General features: G+C 51.9%; 19 protein-coding genes. 1 reads left to right on the top strand and 18 read right to left on the bottom strand.

Translation table 11 applies throughout. The annotated features are described in order from the left end of the window. Position 1: 1 nt before the first annotated feature. From DYU11_RS31835 to DYU11_RS31895, 13 genes are all read right to left on the bottom strand, one after another. Positions 2-1,456, bottom strand: coding sequence for a heavy metal-binding domain-containing protein (locus tag DYU11_RS31835; protein ID WP_119671798.1), 1,455 nt, complete (start codon positions 1,454-1,456; stop codon positions 2-4). Further along, complete coding sequence (locus tag DYU11_RS31840; RefSeq protein WP_119671799.1) at positions 1,434-2,720, bottom strand: TolC family protein; 1,287 nt, start codon at positions 2,718-2,720, stop codon at positions 1,434-1,436. The genes DYU11_RS31835 and DYU11_RS31840 overlap by 23 nt, the downstream gene beginning before the upstream one ends. Beyond that, positions 2,707-4,650, bottom strand: coding sequence for an efflux RND transporter permease subunit (locus DYU11_RS31845; RefSeq protein WP_119671800.1), 1,944 nt, complete (start codon positions 4,648-4,650; stop codon positions 2,707-2,709). The genes DYU11_RS31840 and DYU11_RS31845 overlap by 14 nt, the downstream gene beginning before the upstream one ends. 4 nt (positions 4,651-4,654) lie before the next feature. Further along, positions 4,655-6,088: an efflux RND transporter permease subunit gene (locus DYU11_RS31850; protein ID WP_119671801.1), complete on the bottom strand. Its 1,434-nt coding sequence runs from the start codon at positions 6,086-6,088 to the stop codon at positions 4,655-4,657. 125 nt (positions 6,089-6,213) lie between these two features. Next, positions 6,214-6,426 (bottom strand): heavy-metal-associated domain-containing protein, encoded by a 213-nt coding sequence (locus tag DYU11_RS31855; protein ID WP_119671802.1) that lies wholly within the window; start codon positions 6,424-6,426, stop codon positions 6,214-6,216. Between the two features lie 296 nt (positions 6,427-6,722). Further along, positions 6,723-7,289: a helix-turn-helix domain-containing protein gene (locus DYU11_RS31860; RefSeq protein ID WP_119671803.1), complete on the bottom strand. Its 567-nt coding sequence runs from the start codon at positions 7,287-7,289 to the stop codon at positions 6,723-6,725. Between the two features lie 93 nt (positions 7,290-7,382). Further along, positions 7,383-7,859 carry a DUF3347 domain-containing protein gene (locus DYU11_RS31865; protein ID WP_119671804.1) on the bottom strand — a complete coding sequence of 159 codons (477 nt, stop codon included), beginning with the start codon at positions 7,857-7,859 and terminating at the stop codon, positions 7,383-7,385. Positions 7,860-7,892: 33 nt separating this feature from the next. Continuing rightward, complete coding sequence (locus tag DYU11_RS31870; RefSeq protein ID WP_119671805.1) at positions 7,893-8,672, bottom strand: hypothetical protein; 780 nt, start codon at positions 8,670-8,672, stop codon at positions 7,893-7,895. 6 nt (positions 8,673-8,678) lie between these two features. After that, complete coding sequence (locus tag DYU11_RS31875; protein ID WP_229366156.1) at positions 8,679-9,152, bottom strand: DUF2231 domain-containing protein; 474 nt, start codon at positions 9,150-9,152, stop codon at positions 8,679-8,681. Positions 9,153-9,403: 251 nt separating this feature from the next. After that, positions 9,404-10,057, bottom strand: coding sequence for a class I SAM-dependent methyltransferase (locus DYU11_RS31880; RefSeq protein ID WP_119671807.1), 654 nt, complete (start codon positions 10,055-10,057; stop codon positions 9,404-9,406). Between the two features lie 3 nt (positions 10,058-10,060). Beyond that, the gene (locus DYU11_RS31885) at positions 10,061-10,924 is read right to left on the bottom strand and encodes a DUF2911 domain-containing protein (protein WP_119671808.1); all 864 of its coding nucleotides are present in this window, start codon (positions 10,922-10,924) and stop codon (positions 10,061-10,063) included. 12 nt (positions 10,925-10,936) lie between these two features. Then, a complete protein-coding gene (locus tag DYU11_RS31890; protein WP_119671809.1) occupies positions 10,937-12,040 on the bottom strand; it encodes a YncE family protein in 1,104 nt (367 codons plus the stop codon). A gap of 232 nt (positions 12,041-12,272) precedes the next feature. Next, positions 12,273-12,719 carry a hypothetical protein gene (locus DYU11_RS31895; RefSeq protein ID WP_119671810.1) on the bottom strand — a complete coding sequence of 149 codons (447 nt, stop codon included), beginning with the start codon at positions 12,717-12,719 and terminating at the stop codon, positions 12,273-12,275. Between the two features lie 179 nt (positions 12,720-12,898). Between DYU11_RS31895 and DYU11_RS31900 the strand changes: the two genes are divergently transcribed. Next, on the top strand, positions 12,899-13,255 hold the full coding sequence (locus DYU11_RS31900) for a four-helix bundle copper-binding protein (RefSeq protein WP_119671811.1): 357 nt from the start codon (positions 12,899-12,901) through the stop codon (positions 13,253-13,255). 53 nt (positions 13,256-13,308) lie between these two features. Here the strand turns inward: DYU11_RS31900 and DYU11_RS31905 are convergent, their stop codons facing one another. The 5 genes from DYU11_RS31905 to DYU11_RS31930 all read right to left on the bottom strand — a co-directional run bounded on the left by DYU11_RS31905 (position 13,309) and on the right by DYU11_RS31930 (position 17,598). Beyond that, entirely contained in the window at positions 13,309-14,361 is a 1,053-nt protein-coding gene (locus tag DYU11_RS31905; RefSeq protein ID WP_229366157.1) for a sialidase family protein, read from the bottom strand. Positions 14,362-14,473: 112 nt separating this feature from the next. Then, positions 14,474-14,833 carry a helix-turn-helix domain-containing protein gene (locus DYU11_RS31910; RefSeq protein ID WP_119671812.1) on the bottom strand — a complete coding sequence of 120 codons (360 nt, stop codon included), beginning with the start codon at positions 14,831-14,833 and terminating at the stop codon, positions 14,474-14,476. 239 nt (positions 14,834-15,072) lie between these two features. Continuing rightward, positions 15,073-15,885 (bottom strand): DUF6166 domain-containing protein, encoded by an 813-nt coding sequence (locus DYU11_RS31920; protein ID WP_158600404.1) that lies wholly within the window; start codon positions 15,883-15,885, stop codon positions 15,073-15,075. An 87-nt stretch (positions 15,886-15,972) separates the two neighbouring features. Further along, positions 15,973-17,001, bottom strand: a complete 1,029-nt coding sequence (locus tag DYU11_RS31925) for a hypothetical protein (protein ID WP_119671815.1) — start codon at positions 16,999-17,001, stop codon at positions 15,973-15,975. Between the two features lie 141 nt (positions 17,002-17,142). Beyond that, complete coding sequence (locus DYU11_RS31930) at positions 17,143-17,598, bottom strand: hypothetical protein (RefSeq protein WP_119671816.1); 456 nt, start codon at positions 17,596-17,598, stop codon at positions 17,143-17,145.

Below are 17,598 nucleotides of genomic sequence, written 5' to 3' on the forward strand. Positions count from 1 at the left end.
ATCATGGGGTAGCCGAGCGCGGCCCGGCCTGCGTTACGTTGACAAAGCTTTCACTATCAATTAAAAACTGAGCATTTTGGGCCACCGTTTGTTCTTCGGTTAGACCGCTCCGTATGGCAACGGAGTCGCCCGACCGAACACCCGCCTGAACCCGCACGGGGCGGTAGGTGTTCTTTGTCTCACCCTGAACAAACACGACCTGTTCGTTGCCTAAATCCAGCACGGCAGTTGCTGGTACCCAAAGCCCCTCTGTTGCTTTCCGGCGAATCTGAGCGCGGGCCAGTTGGCCAACGCGCACCGAATTACGGCCTGATAGATAGGCGCGTATGGTCACAAATGGATTGCCATTCTCTACGAAAGGCACTACGAAACTTACCCGCGCCGGACGCGAAGGCCCACCCGTCTGATCAAACGAGATGGTCAGGGCATCACCGGGTTTGATGCCGACAGCATCACGGGCGTACAGTCGAAATTCGGCCCACAACCGGCTTGAATTTGCTACCCGGAACAGGGTTTGACCGGTTTGTACGTACTGCCCTTCACGCAACAGCAGCGAACCGCCGATGGTCCCGCCCCCGGTTGAGGGAGACGGTTGAGCAAATGTGATTTCGTCAGTGCCGGTCGAAGTCATTCCGCCACCACCCATACCTGCCTCTCCGCCACTGCTCATACCACCCGCAGCGGGCGTTGGCGCGGCAGGCGTAGCCGCGTTTTCCTCCACTACGTAACCATCGTAGGGGCTGAACATGGCCAGCGAGTAGCTGGGTTTGCGGGTGCGAACGAGGTCGGTAATCTGCCCGTCCGTTACGCCAAGCAATCGAAGCTTTTGTTTGGCTGCTGCAACAAGGGGACCGTTGTCCGCATCCGCATCAAGCAGGTAGAATAGTTCCCGTTGTGCCGTAACGATGTCGGCGCTATAGAGTTCCAGCAACTTCTGTCCCTTGCGAATGGGCTGATAATTGAAACGCACGTACAGCTTTTCCACCCTCCCCCCGAACCGAGCCGGAATCGTGTAGAGTTGCCGGGTGTCGTAGGTTACAATACCGTTGGCTTCTACCGTCACGGCTTCGCTACGTCGTTCAGGATGAACCGTCGCAATGTTGGCTACCACAACCGAGTTGGTTGGTTGCAGCAGGGCCTTTAGGTCAGCATCAACCACTACGCTATCCCCGCTCATACCCGCTTTCTTCACCAAGTCCATACCGCAAATGGGACAAGAACCGGGTTTATCCTGCACAATTTGCGGATGCATCGGGCAGGTATAGACTTCCTCTTCATTCGCGTGTCCATGCCCTTCATGACTTGCTACGTTGGGGCGGTCCGTCGCACGGTTAGCGGGGGTGGTTGACTCCTTGTTCTCATTGCCTGTTTTACAACCAGCAACAAATACCAGAATCAGTACCATTAGCCAAGCCACGGACTGCAACCACCGTTTATTTCTCCAGTTCTCGTTCATAGCTGACAATCATGCGGTAATAGTCTCCAAGCCGCGTCAGGTAGTCCATCTGCGTCATGTTTAATGTCTCCCAGGCATCAATCACCACCGGCAATTCGCCCTTGTTTTGCTCGTAGGCGATTACCTGCGTATCGTAATTCTTGCGAAGTGTTGGGATCACCCGCTGTTCGTAGTTGTCCAACTGCGTCCGCATAGTCCGAATATCGGTCAGCATCTGTGCCACCATGCCCTGCGTTTCGTTGAGCATCCCTTCCCGCTCGTAGCGCATGGCTTCGATGTCCTGCTGCATTCCTTTAATTTCAGCCTTGTACATCCGGGAGGCCCAGGGGACAATCGGTATCGAAATCATGCCCATCAGCGTAAACTGTGTGGGCATCATGCTCTTTACCCCGGCGAATGGCTGCATATGGTCGAAGCGGATGCGGAAGTCGGGCCGGGCCTGCACCTTTTGCGCTTCAATACCTGCCTGCATACTCAAGATTTGCCGGTCCATCCGCCGAATGTCTGAACGTACCTGACCAATTTCTTCCGTTGTTGGTAAGGCGGGTTGCGGTTCGACAGGCCGGAGGGTGGTGTCAATGCGGAACGGCTCGGTTCGGGGCCGGTTCATCAGCGTATTCAGGCCGATGCGTTTGCGCTCGATGTCGGCTTCAGTCATCGTGACCATGTTGTCCAACTCGTAGAGCCGACCTTCCGCTTTATAGACGTTGCCCAGACTACCCTGCTGGTAGGGGTAGCGGATGTCGGCTAATTTCTTCATCAGTTGCAGAATGCGCCGGTTTTCGGCCAGCACCACCCGCCGTTTTTCCAGTACCAGCCAGTCGAAATAGAGTTGTTTGGCATCAGAGCGGAGTCGGTTGAGTGTCACCCCCCGCCCGGCTTCCTCAACAGCCGCTTTCGACTGCTGAAAGACCCGCGTAGCCCGTTGTTTTACCGGATTGGGAATGTCCTGTTCGACCGAAACCATACCGAAACCTTTATCGCGCTCGTCCATAATCATTTGTGCTGGATAGGGAGCCATGAATGTACCCACACCAACCATTGGGGCCATCCAGCTACGCGCACCCTCAGCGTAGGCACGGGCGGCAGCGGCCCGGCTTCCAAAGGGTTTAAGCAGTGGGTTATTCAGGTCGATACGGACCAACACACTATCTAAGGGCAGTACGGGGGCGGTCCCGCTCCGGCGTTCCGGTCGCACGGGTATCTGCCCGTAGCTGCGTATCGTCAGCAGGAAAAGAATAAGTATGAGATTAATGCGAAGCATCTAATACGTCGAGTTTACCAAACTTGCGTAATTCGTACTCCTTGGTCATCAGGAAGATGAGCGGAGTCACTAACAGAATATGCGTGGAGGAGGTCAACACCCCCCCGATCATTGGCAGCACGATAGGCAACATGACGTCGCTCCCCACGCCAGCCGCCCACAATACCGGCACTAAGCCGAACAGGGCCACCGATACGGTCATGATTTTGGGCCGAAGCCGTTTAGCCGCCCCGTTGATGACGTATTCGCGTAGTTCGTCACGGCTGATAGACTCGCGGGAGTTGCCCCGCTTGGCGACCAGTTGCTTCATGGCATCGTTGAGGTAGATTACCATCACCACACCTGTTTCAACTGCAATACCGAATAAGGCGATAAAACCCACTGCCACGGCTACTGATAGGTTTACTCCATAGAAATAGACCATGTACGCCCCGCCGATCAGCGCAAAGGGAATCGTAATCAAACTCAGAAACGCTTCCCGTGCCGAGCCGAAGGCCAGATACAGGGAGAGGAAAATGACCACCAGCACGATGGGTGCGATCAGCAGCAGCGTTCGTTGCCCCCGGATGAGGTTTTCGTACTGTCCGCTCCATTCCAGAAAGTAGCCGTTGGGTAGGGTCAATTCCCGGTTCACTTTGGCGATAGCTTCCTGCACCGTTCCTCCCAAATCGCGGTCACGCACGTTGAACATCACCGCCCCACGCAAAAGGGCATTGTCCGACGTAATCATCGGTGGACCATCTTCAAAGCGTACCGTCGCCACCGCCGAGAGCGGAACCGTACCGAAAGCGGCCGTAGCGATGGGAATGCGCCGGATGCGTTCGATGCTGTTGCGGTAGTCTTGCGCCAGCCGCACGTTGATCGAGAACCGCCGTCGCCCCTCGATGGTCTGCCCGATGGGTGAACCACCAATGGCTGATTCGACTACGCCGTTCACATCGTCCACACTTAGCCCGTAGCGACCCAGCGCGTCGCGGTTCACGTCGATGGTTAAATACTTACCACCCGTAACAGGTTCAACGTAGAGGTCTTTCACGCCCGGCACCCCGTTCAAAGCCGCTTTTACCTGTTCCGATACGGCGTAAATGCTGTCGAGTGACTGTCCGTGTACCTTAATGCCCACGTCGGTACGGATGCCTGTGGAGAGCATATTGATTCGGTTGATGATGGGCTGCGTCCAGCCGTTGACCACGCCCGGAATCTGAAGTTTGGCATCCAGTTCGTTAATCAGGTCTTTCTTAGTGAGGCCGTCCCGCCACTCGGACTTGGGTTTGAGCATAATGATGGTCTCAATCATGCTGATCGGCGAGTTATCCGTAGCCGTCGAAGCCCGTCCCGCTTTCCCCAACACTTTATCGACTTCCGGTACCGACTTAATCAACTTGTCCTGTACCTGCAAAATCCGTTTAGCTTCTGCGTTCGATACGTCGGGCAACGTCACGGGCATGAACAGAATACTTTGTTCATCCAACGGCGGCATAAACTCCGAACCGAGACTCATCAGCATCGGTACGCTCACGGCAAGAGCCAGCAGGTTGATACCAATGGTTGTTTTGCGCCAGCGCATTACCCACCGGATGATGGGTTCATAGACCCGCTCTAAGAAGCGATTAATCGGATTAGCGTGGTCATCCTTGAAGCGGCCCTTCATGAATAGGGACAGCATCACCGGGGCCAGCGTAACCACTAATAGCGCATCAACCAGCAGGATAAAGGTTTTGGTCCAGGCCAGTGGGTGAAACAACTTTCCTTCCTGCCCGGTTAGCAGAAACACTGGTAGAAATGACGTAATAATGATGATGGTCGAGTAGAACACTCCCCGCGACACCTGAATACTTGACCGCTCGATGATCGCCAGCCGCTCGTCTTCGGGTATCTCTGCGTAGTTTTTTGGCCCGTAGCCCAGCCATCTTTTTATCTTCTTCCACATGATGTTAGCGCGTTTGCCGGGTTGGTTTAGCCGAGCGCGGTCCGGGGTCCGATTGCCCGTTGACATAACCCCCTTGTCCGTTGTTGTTCGTGGCCGATGCCGTGCCATTGACCTGCCCTGGTGGTGAATCAGGCTTTATCCCGTCGCCGGTCCGCTGGTGCGGTTCAGCGGTCAGTTCTGCCTGCCGAATCGCTAAGTTCTTATAAGCGTTTTCGGCCATGATGATGCCGTTATCGACGATTACCCCGATAGCCAGCGCGATGCCCGTTAGGGACATAATGTTTGAGGAAATATCAAAGGCGTTGAGCAGAATAAAGCTCGTGGCGATGGTGATCGGTATCTGAATGATGATGCTGATGGCCGACCGCCAGTGAAGGAGGAACAGAATTACCACAAGCGACACCACAATCATTTCTTCGATCAACGTGTGCTGAATCGACGCGACCGATTCCTGAATCAGCCCACTACGGTCATAGACGATATTGAACGTTACGCCTTTGGGAAGACCCTTGGCGACTTCTTCCATTTTCTTCTTGACGTTGCCAATCACCTCGTCGGCGTTCTCGCCGTAGCGCATCACCACGATGCCGCCCACAGCCTCACCCTGCCCGTTCAAGTCGAAGATGCCCAGCCGGGTTTCACCCGTCATCTGCACCGTCGCTACGTCGGCTACGCGCACGGGAACGCTGCTGATCGTCTTCAGCGGAATGTTCTGAATCTGCTCGACCGATTGCAGATAGCCCGTCGTTTTAATGATGTAGCCGATACCGCTGAGTTCAAACTTGCGGCCCCCGGCTTCGTTGTTGTTGGCGCGGATAGCCCCGATGACCTGCGGTACGGACAAACCATAGTAGGTCAGTTTGTTGGGGTCAAGCGTAACCTGGTATTGCTTTTGAAAGCCACCAAACGACGCGATTTCGGCTACGCCCGGCACGTTCTGCAACCCAAACTTGACGTACCAATCCTGTACGGCCCTCTGTTCGCCGAGGTCCATACCGGGCGCGTCCAACGTGTACCACAGAATATGTCCCACACCTGTTCCGTCGGGACCAAGCGTCGGCGAAACGCCCCCCGGTAGCAGCCGGGCCGCGTAGTTGAGCCGTTCCAGCACCCGCTCCCTGGCCCAATACACCTCCGTGTCGTCGTTGAAAATGACATAGACGAAACTCATGCCGAACATAGACGTACCGCGCACGTACTTCACCTGCGGTAACCCCTGGAGGTTCGTCACTAATGGGTAGGTAATCTGGTCTTCGATGAGCTGCGGAGAGCGCCCCATCCATTCGGTAAAAACGATGACCTGATTCTCCGACAGATCGGGAATCGCGTCGATCTTACTCGTCTTCACCGAATATACCCCCCAGCCGAATAGTCCCGCTGCAATTAGCAGGACGACGAATCGGTTACGGAGCGAAAATTTTATCAAGCCTTCAATCATACCGATTGGCCGGTGTATCGGTCTGCGCGACCCGGCCTGTTTAAGTGTCTTATCTGAATAGACAGCTAATGAAAAAAGCCGCCTGTGAGTGGCGGCTTTGCAAAAGCGAGGGCTTACCGTATCTGTTACGATAGCAACTCGGCTTTGTAGCCTGCCTGCTGAACGGCAGCTTTGACTGTATCGGCTGTAACCGCTTCCGTCTGCACCGTCAGTATTTTATCGGGGTTCTGCGTATCAACCTGCCAGTTACCCGCTCCAACAGATTCGTTTAAAAAAGGCGTTACCGTGGCAATGCAGCCCCCACACTTGATATTGGTTTTTAGTTTAATCGTTTCCATGACCGTTTACAGGTTTGTCTAAATTACTCTGCAAAGGTCGCTACTAAACGGGGCGGGTCCGTTATACAATTCCCGCACCCGCTTGCAAGATTTTACCTAATAAAGCTACCAACCTCCCTTTCAATTAGCGTTTTGATGGCTCTACTCGCTTCGGCCTGACAAGGCGATTGATGAGCGTTCTGCTGCGCCGAGCTACTGAATGCCGCCAAGCTCAGACAGAAGGGAAGAAAAGCCTGCTAATGAAAGGTTCATACTCCAGTGAGTTAGTGATTGATAGTCAATTAAATGGATGAACCTTAAATCCAATCTAATGGATTACGGTCCGCCGTGTTTTGGTTCCGGTAGGTGGCTGGTGTAAGCCCCGTTATCTGCTTAAATTGGTTGGTCAGGTAGGCCACGCTGCTATAGCCCAACTGCTTGGCAATATCGCTGATGGGCATTTCGTCGTAGCTCAACAGTTCTTTAGCCCGTTCCACCCGTTGCATAATCCAGAATTTCTCGATGGTTAAATTCTCCGTCGAGGAAAACAGATGACTTAGATGTGCGTAATCCAACCCGACGTTTTCCGACAAATAATCGGAGAGCGTTGTCCGAAGTTCGGCAATCCGGCCACTCTGAATTAAGTCGATAATGAGTGTTTTGACCTGATTGACTACGCGAGTAGTTTTATCGGTCAACAGGGCGAAACCATGCCCTTCCAGCATCGGACGGACGAGGGTGATGTCAACGGCGGGGCTGCTGATAACCACCCGTCCCAATTCTACCTGAGCCACTGAATAGCCGAGCCGTTCCAGTTCGGTTCGCACGACCCAGATGCAGCGGTCGCACACCATGTTCTTGATAAATAATTCCTGTTGGGCCATCGTCTATAGGTGGCCCCGGAAATCGCCTATTCATCGGTTCGACCAAAGAAATGAACCATCTCCGGGGCGTTTACTGCCGCTTCGGCGGTTCGATTAAATTTCTTCTTTTACCGATCCACACTTCAGCATTTTGTCGCCGTAGTAAGGGTTGCGTACTTCGCGCTTGTCGCTGAGCCATGATGCACCTTTGCCCTCAGCGGCCATCGGGCAGAACTGCACGTAGGTTTTAGCGGGTTTAGTGGCTTTTGCCAGCGCGATCATGCCCATCGAGAGACCCTCAAAGGCTTCGCGCTGCGCGTCCACGTCGGTGCTCTTGCTAATGGCAGTTGCCTTCGTTTTTGCTGTATTCAGGGCGTTCTTGTCAGTGGCCGAAAGTTTGGCCGCATCCACTTTACCGAGGGCAGCTACCAAAGCCGTTGCTCCGGCTTTAGCTTTGGCTCCATCGGTGGCCACTAAAGCATCTTTCACGTTGTAGTAGGCCGTGAGTGCGGGGGTGGTTGTCTGTGCCGAAGCGACGAGCGAGAAAAGCGACAGGCCCAGGGTGGCTACAGTCAATCGAATCGTTTTCATTGGTTGTACAGAATTGATTGGTTGAAAATTTGATTAAGAAGTTAATCGAACGGGTTTTCCACCCGACTTCGCGCGTCGGCGCAAACCGGGTGATGAACCAAAGTAGAGCGTAAACCCTGATGAAATGGTGAGCAATCCCAGCACCGAAAAGGCCCGAAGCAACCCATTGTTGATGTCGTCGCGGCCTTCGTAATCCATTGTATGCAGCATCCAGAGTACATCGAATACGCGCCAGGGGTCTGTGCGAATGCTTTGCACGGTGCCCAACTGAGCCGCTACATACACGGTCGCGTGAGCCGGTTGCCGGAACGTAACCGCATAGGCAGGCAGAGGTTTTTCACGGTATTCGTGGTGACCGTTGGTACTTGTCAGATACTCGACTTGTTCAACGGTAGATGGCCCGGCAAAGCGTTGTTTGGCTAACGCGGTAGCTTCTGCCTGCGTCAGTTCACCCCTGAGTTGTCCCGTCGTTGCGTCGGCCAACTGCACGTGCGCCATTGCGTGGCCGTTACTGTGCTGCATCCGGTAGTTTAGTTGGTAAAGAGGCTGATTCAATACGTCGATAAGGGCTATGTTCTGGATAGAATCGACACCTTTTTGCTGCAAAGCCCGTAAGGGAGCCGAGGGTGAAACCAGCGACAGCGAAGCCGGAAATGTGGCAGCCGGGCGTTTGAGGTGGTCGCCGTGAATGTCGTCCAGATTCGACCAACTAAAATACAGCCCGCCCAGCGTCCAGAGCAGAAACTGAATACCGATAAATAGTCCCAAATACCGGTGGGTTTTGCGAATGCGAAGATGCCAGGCTCGGTTCATCTGACCTTAGTGTTTGTCGTTCGGATGTTTGTGTTCATGCCTGTTACCATCGGCGGACCCTTCCTCATGCTGTTCGAGGTAAGCTCCGCGTGGTCCAATACCGTACAGGTACGTCAATGCTCCCCCCTGATGCCCGGCCAGCCCCACCGCAATACCCGCGCCGACGAGGGCGATAGCTGTAAACCCCTCCAGCCACTTTAAGGGTCGCCAGAGTGTTATTCCTTTCAGCAGTGTACCAGCGAGGCCCAACCAAACCGTATAGTCAGCGTAGGTTTCGTGGGTTTCCAAAGCCGCCTGTGCTGCATTGCTCAGACCGTCCGTGTGCGGATGTACATACGTACCAGCTACGTAGGCCCCTACCGTTCCACCGAGTGCAACCACTAAGGTTAGCCAGTTCAGTGGTCCCGATGGCCGGAAGACTGCGACGAGTTGCAGCAGTGCAGCGAGCAGAAGCAAAACAATTGGAATGTGTACGACCATAGGGTGGTACGTCGGATAGTCATCCAACGGGGCAGGCATAGTTGCCGTGGTCTGAACTTCTACCTTGTTAAGGCTATCGGTCACTATGCCGGCATGATTTATTGAGTTTGGTTGTACCAAAGCCGAATCGTGCCGAGCGGAAGGCCGCCCCGTCGAGTCCAAACGCCCCTTTTTTTTGTGACCACCGTGTCCCAATCCAAGTTGTGCCGTAACTAATAGCATCAATAGCACCCATACTGTACGGACGAGCTTCATGATTTCGCGTAATAAATGGCCAGTGTGCCAAAGAGTGTATTCACCTGGCCGGTTTGCGTAATTTGTTTAAAGCCCTCATCGTAGAGCATATTCGGAATGAGTCCTTCCACATTAGCTTTCGTGGTATCGAACCCATCGAAAAGCTGAAGACCGAAAAAGAGCAGCCGCATAAATTCATTAGCGGGTTTGCCCCAATCGGCCAGCATCAGCGTACCACCTGATGTGAGTACCCGGCGCATTTCTCCAATGGACTGCTTCTTATCGGTATCCGACAAGTGATGGAGCAATAAGCTACAGGTCACAATATCCATGCTTTCATCAGGATAGGGGAGGGCTGTAGAAAGACCTTGATCCAGAACGATGGGCCAGCCTACCACAGCGTGTTTCTGTTGGGCAATTGCTAAGGCGGTCTTGTCGCCATCAAGCCCAAACACACTGGCCTCCGTAAATTGACGATGCAACAGCAAAGCCTGCGTACCGGTGCCGCATCCCACATCCAGCACATACCGGGGTTTGTGGTTTCGGATCGGTTCGAGCAGTAGCGTCCGAAACCGATCTTCGCGCATGGTCAGTGCCATGACCTGGTCGTAGAACCGGGTCAGACCATTCCAGCGCAACGCCGGTTTGTAGGGGGCAGCAGCAGTTTTCATAACCTACAACTTCTTTTCCCACTCGGCAATGAGCCGATTATTGATGGTCACGTAGTCAGTAAACTTTTCCTGTTGAGCAGCCTGAGCTGATTTTTGAGCAGCAGCGATGGCCCCTTTGTAATCGCCCGCACGGGCCAGTAGCTTCGCTTGCAGATGCAGGTAATTGAAAGCGGGCTTCAACTCGACTGACTTTGTTGCCCAGCTAAGAGCCTGCTTTGTATCCTTCTCTTGATCGAAATAATATAGAGCTGCCTGGTAATACAGTCCGGGCTTGTCCTCTTTCTTGACGTTGATGCGGTCCATGATTTCAGCCGTAATACGTTCGTCGGCGTTACTCACGATAGGAAAATGCACCGATGTATTCGCCCAATTCAGGTAGATGGTAGCCTGATTCCTGACCAAATCCTGTATTTCGATAGTGAATGATTCATAGAATCGGGCCGATGAATCAGCTTTGACGGTGAACCGCATCACATCACTCTTCTCGTCGTAGCCATCCAATCCATGCCCCCCCACGTGCTTGTTCAGGATGACTGTCCAATCAGCCCGGTTAGGGATTGTGAACAGGGAATAACTACCAGCGGCCAGAGGTTTACCAGCCAGTGTAACCGGGTCCGTTAGCGTCAGGATGGTAGCATCCGACGCGCCAGTACGCCAGATTTTTCCGTAAGGGACCAATCCACCGAAAATAGTGCGCCCTTTTACTGCCGGGCGTGAGTAATCAATGGTTAGGTCCGTAAAGCCTATTTTCTGCCTGATCGTCGTTGGGGGCGACGGTTCGGGCAAACTAAGCTGTGCCCGAACGGGCTGCGTTATCAGCCCCGCCAGCAGCGTGAGCGATGCGATTGATTTGAACAATGCATTCATGCCGGAAAGGATTTAGTATTTCAGTACGATGCCATTCGGTTTCTTGCCCACCGCGATGTCCTTGATTTTGGTGCGTTTTGCTACGTCCACTACTGATACGGTTGCCGCTCCCTGATTGGTAACATAGGCCGTTGCCCCATCTTTAGTGAAGGTGATGGCATGAGCATCGAGACCCGTTTGTACCTCGCCCATCTTCATCCATGCTCCGTTCATACGCTCGAAGATGACTACCTTCGTGCCGGTACCGGCCTGGCTAACCCAGAGTTCATTGCGGGTAGGATGGTAAGCCGCGTAGCCGGGCGTAAAGCCCAGCTTGACCGTTTCTACTACAGCCAGCGTGTTTACATCAATGACACTGATGCTTTGCCCCTTCTCGTTATCCACGTACATTCGGCCATCGGCTCCAGGCCACGCACCGACCGGATCATCGCCTACAGGAATTGTCTTCACAACAGATTTATCAGATACCCGAATGACCGAGACCGTGTTGCTCATACCGTTGGCCACGAACGCATATTGACCATTAGCCGACATCGTTACCTCGGCGGGTTCCATGCCAACTGTAATCGTATTCTTTAGGGCCATTGTACTGGCATTGTACACCAGTATCTTACCAGCTTCGTCCATCTGTGAGGTCCAGATTTCAGAACCATCAGGCGAGAACACCGCGTTATGATTCATCACCGGTGTTTGCTGATTGACAGAGGTTGCTCCCGTCTTCGGGTCCACGACCAGTACCCGGCCCTTCATGCCCGATGTGCCACCGGCGTGGCCCGCGCTGAGGTCCATGCCCGGAACGCCTATCCCCAGTTTACTTCCATCGGGTGAGAGGTAAATATGGTGCGGCCACATGACCATATCGGCCGTGTTCATACTGCCGTGTCCGCCTGACGTTTCGCCAAACGAGATGGTTTCCTTCACCTGTTGGCTCGACAAGTCAATGACAGATAGACTATTACCCTCAGCATTCACCACGTAAGCAGCCGGGTAATTGATGTTTAGTTCAGGCTGCATGGACGACATATCGTGCGAGTTGCAGCCCCACAGGGTTAGAAGCGGAAGTACCGTGGCAAGTGACCACACTGAACGCGGCCCGGCGGTAATACGGTTATTCATAGAAATATATAGTTTGGTGAAAAATGTACGTAGGGGCGACCTTCCGCTATGCGATATGTGGTCTCTTGTGGAGAGACTAAACGGATCAGGCCGAAACAGAACCGTTGAGGCAAATCCGTGCGACAAGATGAAACCGCATCGGCGGAACGTACAGAAAGCTCGCCAACCGGGACGTTTGAATCCGTCCGTCAGCGAGTGGCGGTCATACAGTCGGACCGCCGAAGCGTTTGGCTCAAATCAGCCAGGTACAGAGGGAGGTAAGCCGGAAACGCCCCGTTCGATGAAGTGGGGTGTCGGCAGTCGGTAGACTATGTTGGGCCGAAGCGGGCGGAAAGAGAGCCGCCAGCAGGAACTGAAATTGCGGATTAGGCAGAAATGCCGCTGGGCTGGGTGTTGGCAGCGGGTGATAATCGGCCACAAAGCTGCTCACATCGAGGTGTTCGTAAGTGAGCGTGGTTTTGCAGCAGGGTTGTTTTTTCAGGACCGGGCCACCTGAAACGGGGGCCTCTGGTTCATCTACCTGGCAGGGTTTGGGACACTCTTTCTGAGCTGCCAGCAGGGTTTTCGTATGTCCACGCATCTGACACCAATGTTCCACCATACCAAAGCCCGTACTACTCAGCAAGACCAGGATGGCCAGCCAGCAGCAGAAGAGTCGGGTATGAAGGGGTGTTCGCATCAGGATACACGTTTACATCAACAAAGGTAAAGGCTTTGAAACAGGAATGTTTTACAGGATTCAGAGGGGCAATTACAAAATTTATGGAAGTACGGCAAAATGATAGCAACTGACAAAGTCTATTCAACCTATCTACTGATTATCAGTTGAACTAAAGGTAAACCAAACCAAAACTCTTTATGGCAACTGCCTTAATGCCCCAACAGTATCAGGATTGTATCGAAGCCTGTCAGGATTGCGCCATTAGTTGCGATGCCTGCGCCGAAGCCTGCCTGGGCGAACAGGACGTAATGATGATGGTTGACTGCATCCGGCTCGACCGTGATTGTGCCAAAATGTGCTACATGTCCGTAACGTTTATGGCCAGTGGTAGCCAGTTTGCCAGGCAGGTTTGTGAATTGTGCGCTAAAATGTGCGATGCCTGCGCCGAGGAGTGCGAAAAACACGCGGCTCACATGGACCACTGTAGGCAGTGCGCCGAAGCCTGCCGTCGTTGTGCCGAGGCTTGTCGGAACATGATGAGTATGGCGGCTTAATAACAACTGTTTATCACAAGCCCATGTAGTGTTATTCATGGGTTTGTGATTTACTACAAGTGGACCGTGGTAGTCATTACCTGTCCGTCCATTTCCCATACACATACCGCCGATTGATTGGTCAGCGCGACGCTCGGTAGCTGGCCTTTGCCAAGGTTGATCGGATCATTGCTGTTACGCTTTAGCCAAACCATACCATCATCATCCCAAACTACAGCAGTATCTGATGGGCTGGTTGAGGCCGTTACATTCCGACCTGTTCCAATAGCTTGTTCGGATTGACCCGGTCGGCAGGTAAACAAGGTACGCTCTCGTCGCCAGACAGTCAGTGGCTGACCTGATGACGACAGCGTCACCGCACCGCCATCCATTGGACATGCGTTCAGTTGCCAAGTGCCTGAACCAAGTTTTTGCGCTGGAGCGAAGGTTGCTCCGCCATCGGCTGAATGAGAAAGATAAAGGTCACGGGAGCTATTAAGCCAGTTTCGGAATTGAATGTACACATTGTTGTCCTTCGCGGCAATTGAGACTTTGCAGCATTCACAAACGGTTCCGCTGGGTGAACGATACACCACCCGGTTGGCCGACCAGGTGCGCCCTCCATCGCGGGAAGTGGCCATTACGATTTTGTTCCGTTTGTCCGCACGTAGGTCGAGCCAAGTAGCTTGAAATACGTTAGGCGACGCACTGGCTATCGCCTGGAACCCTTCTTTGGCGACTTCCGGTACATCATTGATTCGCACCGCAGACGACCATCTGCCACTTTTCCGATCAAGCGAATAGGCGAACAGATTACCCGCTCGATTGACGGCGGTGATGACAACGTATTTTTCAGTCGATGCTATCTGTGGCCCTCGTTTGGCCCCTGCTACCAATTGCGATAAGGTCGTAATTGCAACCGGTTGACTAAATTGAGCGCGTTTTTTAGTGGCTACAGCATAGAAAATAGTCGAATCCTGACCATAGACCAAATGTACCATTCCTGTTTCATCAGAAACGACGACTGGTAGGTGACAAGAAGCTACCCGTTCACTGACCTCAAAAGGCAGATGTTGGGTAGTTAAAAAGCTGACAATTGAAACAACAAACGAGATTAACCACATCATACAAGAAGGTTATCGGCCTTTAGTTTTCCTTATCTGATTATGCACCACCGAGTCATTATATTTTGGTATTTCTTGCCCGGTTCCTTTTGCGTTGTTTGATTCTTACCCTGACTTAAGTCCGATCAATTTCGTAAGCAGCAGTTATAATTGCTGATAAAACATTGGCAACAACGGGAGATAGGGCCGAATCAGACCGGACTAAATTAATGATTTGTCCCTGAGAGTAATACTGGCCTATCTGTTGGACAGTTTGTGTTGGATCGGAATAGCTAAAGAATTGTTCAGGTTTCACGTTAAGCCAGTTACATATACGCAAGAAAACAGCCATATCTGGACACTTGCCTACCTCCAGGCGGTGTAGAGTCGAAGCACTCACATCACCAATTTCATCGGCCACCTCCCGGAGCGGGCGATTCGCTCGTTGCCCCCGTACCATTGTAGCCAACTTTTTGGTATCTAACTCGTAGCTCATGCGGATAAATTTTCTAAAGGTGAGTTGGTAGTAGGATATACAGTTGCATAGCTGAAGAATTTTTGCTGACCAGCGTACCGGGGGTTTCGGCCCTGTTGGACAGGCGAAAAGTCAATAGGGTATGGAAACACCGACTCAATCGCATCTGCCATCATCTTGACTTCTTCGGCTGTTTCGCCTTCTAATCGTAACCTGACCATGCTGCTATGAACTAAATGCTGATGTGATGAGGAGTGAGTCTACCGAAATACGTTCATAAATACACCCCGTCGCCAGTCGGCATATAAATAACTGACCGACCTAAATGAATAAGTAAAGCCATCGGCATGATACAGGAATTGCAGGTAGCTATCCTGATCCTCTATGCTAAAGCCGCCTAAGTCATCACCCGCTTCTGTGATAATACTGATACCGCCCCCTTCGTAACATTCGTACACCACTGCCCGACTACCGGCCGGACTATCCAAAAAGGCGGCTGTCGTTTGCACGACATCACCTATTTGGTATTGGCTGGTTGGCTTTGGCTGAAGGGGTCGAACTACACTTGGAGACCTAAACTCAACTGGAGGAATCAGGACGTTATGAGCTTCCTCGACCAATTCCCAGCTTTTCCATTCGTCTTCCTCTGTTTCCCGAATCAGAGCCTGCTGAAGCGTTATCCGGTTGTCTATTAAGAAGTCTGCAACGTCGATGGTTACTGTAAAGGGTCTTTTTTGGGGTTCCCACCCGGCGACGAAGGCCCTCTTAAACTGTTGATATAGGGCTTCAGCAACGTGAGAATTTTGGAAGATATGCAGGCAGATAGCCAACGCACTCTGTGCCGGACCTGATCCGCCGTAACCCCAGTTAAAGCCGCACGGCGAGTGATTGCGAATGGATAAGCTATCAGCCAGCGACAGCTCCTGTCCATCTACAAACAGACGACATTGCTCATCAATATCGTGGTCGTAATCACCAGGTTGGTAAGTCCCTTCAATTACGAAAGAGGTTTTAGCTAAGTTGAAGCGAGCGAATTCCATACCTAAAAATACACCACAAGTTAGATTAAGCAAAGTTTTATAATCATTATTTTGTAATTGTGTTTTTCTAATTACAAAATAATGATTATAAAACTTTAACGTAATTCGACAAACGCCTAATTAGTTTTCAGTTAATGCTAAGGTTGCCAAATCATGGAAAATCGCTTCGTCTTGGCGATAACGGTCGTTGATCGACAGTGAAGCCTGTGCGCCGAACAGGATGAAGTTAGCCGCATTATAAAGCAGCCATAAGTTTGATTCGCTCGATAGGAGCCGTTCTTCCTCAGCCATCCGCGCCATTGCTTGACGGGCTAACATCTTGGGCAGTTTGGCTTCAACAAGCAGTTTCTCAGCCCGTTCATTAGTGATCGGCTGTTTAGCCATCTGCTCATACACCTTTAAGGTCAATCCATTTTTCTGGCTTAAAAACTGTCCGATAACTTTCTCCAAATATTGCTCGAAATGAGCCACGTTCAGTCCCTTATGGTGGAACTTGCGGGATAGGGCCAAGTCAGATTCCTCCCCGATGCGTTCCTGATAGGTGTAAGCCTCCTGGAATGAAGTCTTCACTTCTTTAGCGTTTTTATACTTCTTAGGCTTGCCCTTCAATAACCAATTCAGGTAATCGTCCAGATTCATGAACTCATCCGACCAGCCCATTAGCCCATTGGAACAAACTTGGCGATAATAACTGATCCGCATCCGCGCTTCCTGATGTTTCTCGACGGTGGTTGTATTGACAACTGTACCCTGTACCTTGAAGGGCATTTTACCGTTGTACGAATTGTTGAAGACAAGGGAGCGGCTTAACGTATCAGTCTGCTTACCAATCTTAAAGGTCTCTCCTGGCACAATGACATTGATGGCGAATTCACCGTTAGGGGTATAGCGTATATCCAACTTGTAGTCGGTAACCAATTTGTCCACCACTCCCCGCAGCATCGAATTGTCAATAATGCTGTACTCATTGCTTTGAACGGCGAAGATGACGGGTTTTCGGCCAGCCGGCTCGCCGACAACCAGTTGTTGGCGGTCAGTAGCTACCAACTCGTAATCAGGGACAAGATTGGTAAAAGGAGTCGTATAAATGGGGTAACATACGTCCTCCCAGGCGGAGGTAATTATAGGGCGATTGCTAACAGAAGCCATAGTAGCTGTAATTATGGATTTGCAATTACGTAAAGGTAATTACATTTTTCTAATTAGAAAAATGTAATTACAGATTAAATCAATAATTGTGCACTGATTTTGGAGTGACCACGAGAAGTGAATTTAGACTGGTTGGAGAGATTACGGCTTATTTATCTCTATCCAGAAACTGTAGTCCTCGTTGCTTAAATTCATCCGCATGAATTCATCCATACCGAAATCATTACGCTCCAATACGTAGCGACGAAACGGCCAGCTTCGTTTAGCCGCTTCGAGTCCCCCGGCTCGTTCGCCTTCCCGAAACCCTTCGTTCGGTAGGCCGTCCAAGTATTCCTTGAAGTAAATCTGCAACAATTCGTTGGCTGATCTATTCTCCTGTTTGGTCGTTAAGCGTTCTTCGAGCCATTCGATTAAATCTTCTGGTACGTTGGCAGATTCATTACTCGTCAAGCCCGCCACGTCGTTGAATTGATGCTGGTAACAGTAAGCAGCATTGCCGATCCGAAACTGACGTGCCCAGAACTCACGCTCTTCTGGAGCAAAGTTGGCCAACTGCTCGGCCTGTATCTGATTGTATTTTTCAATAGGATGCCGCAT

The sequence above is a fragment of the Fibrisoma montanum genome (assembly GCF_003583365.1).
Lineage (GTDB): Bacteria > Bacteroidota > Bacteroidia > Cytophagales > Spirosomataceae > Fibrisoma > Fibrisoma montanum.